We start from the raw sequence: 1,204 nt of genomic DNA on the forward strand, positions 1-1,204 counted from the left end.
TTGAACTACTCACCACTTAACAACCCTTTCGGGTTGTTTGAAGTGGGAGATTCCTGGGAAAAGAGCGTACTTGTTAGCGTATTTCTTTACCAACAGAGGTTTCTCTTATTGACCAAGCTATCCCCGTAGATTCCTACGGTTCTATATTTTTTGTTTAAGCCGAGGCTAGAATTTTTAAACCTTCGGTTAGTATATTTTTGCTGGCATTTATATCTCTATCGTGATACTCCTGGCAAACAGGACAAGTCCAATCTCTTATTTCAAGCGATTTCTTGCCATCTTGATGTCCACAATTAGAACATATTTGACTAGACGGAAACCATCGACTTATTTTTACGATGGTTTTTCCGTACCATTTTGCTTTGTATTCTAATTTTGTGACAAAGGCAGACCATGACACATCAGAGATTGATTTTGCTAGCTTACGATTACGTAACATTCCTTTGGTATTCAAGTCTTCGATACAGATAATATCGTGGTTTTTGATTATTTCTGTACTTAACTTATTAAGGAAATCGTCGCGTTGGTTCATTACTTTTTCGTGTAATCTAGCAACTTTACGTTTTTGCTTTTGATAGTTTTTAGCATCAAGAAGGTTAATACCCTTGTTTTTAGCGTTTAACGCACGTCTTGAAAGTTTTCGTTGTTCACGATTTAGTTTCTTTTCCATTTTGGATGTGAATTTGTTGTTGTCCATCTTGCGACCATCGGAAAGAATGGCAAAATCAGCGATGCCCAAGTCTATACCAATAGACGAATTTGTTTTCCTTAATGGTTGTACTTCTGTTTCGACAAGAATGGATACGAAGTATTTACCACTAGGATTCTTCCTGACAGTAGAGTTTAGTATGCGACCATGGAATTCACGACTTTTGGCCAATCGAACAAGACCAAGTTTGGGCAACTTAATTTTGTTGTCAATGACTTCGATATTTCCATTCGTATGCTTTGTTGTATAAGATTGAACAGGGTTCTTTTTAGATTTGAAGCGTGGTGCTTTATTCTGTTTCTTAAAGAATCGTGTATATGAATCAGAAAGGTTTTTCAGTGAGGATTGAAGGGCAATGCTGTCAACTTCTTTTAGCCATACTAATTCCTTTTTTAGTTGTGTTAATTCAGCGGAACAAGAATTGTATGTTAATCCTTTTCCTGTTTCTTTGTATGTTTCGTTCCATTGACCCAAAAAGCGATTGAATACGAAACG

At 36.5% G+C, this 1,204-nt stretch carries 1 protein-coding gene; it reads right to left on the bottom strand.

Annotated elements, in window-relative coordinates; translation table 11 throughout:
• Positions 1–154: 154 nt before the first annotated feature.
• Positions 155–1,204, bottom strand: a 1,050-nt coding sequence (tnpB, locus tag L288_RS42575) for an IS200/IS605 family element RNA-guided endonuclease TnpB (RefSeq protein ID WP_021239056.1), incomplete at its 5' end; no start/stop codon positions are given.

This window comes from Sphingobium quisquiliarum P25, assembly GCF_000445065.1.
GTDB lineage: Bacteria > Pseudomonadota > Alphaproteobacteria > Sphingomonadales > Sphingomonadaceae > Sphingobium > Sphingobium quisquiliarum.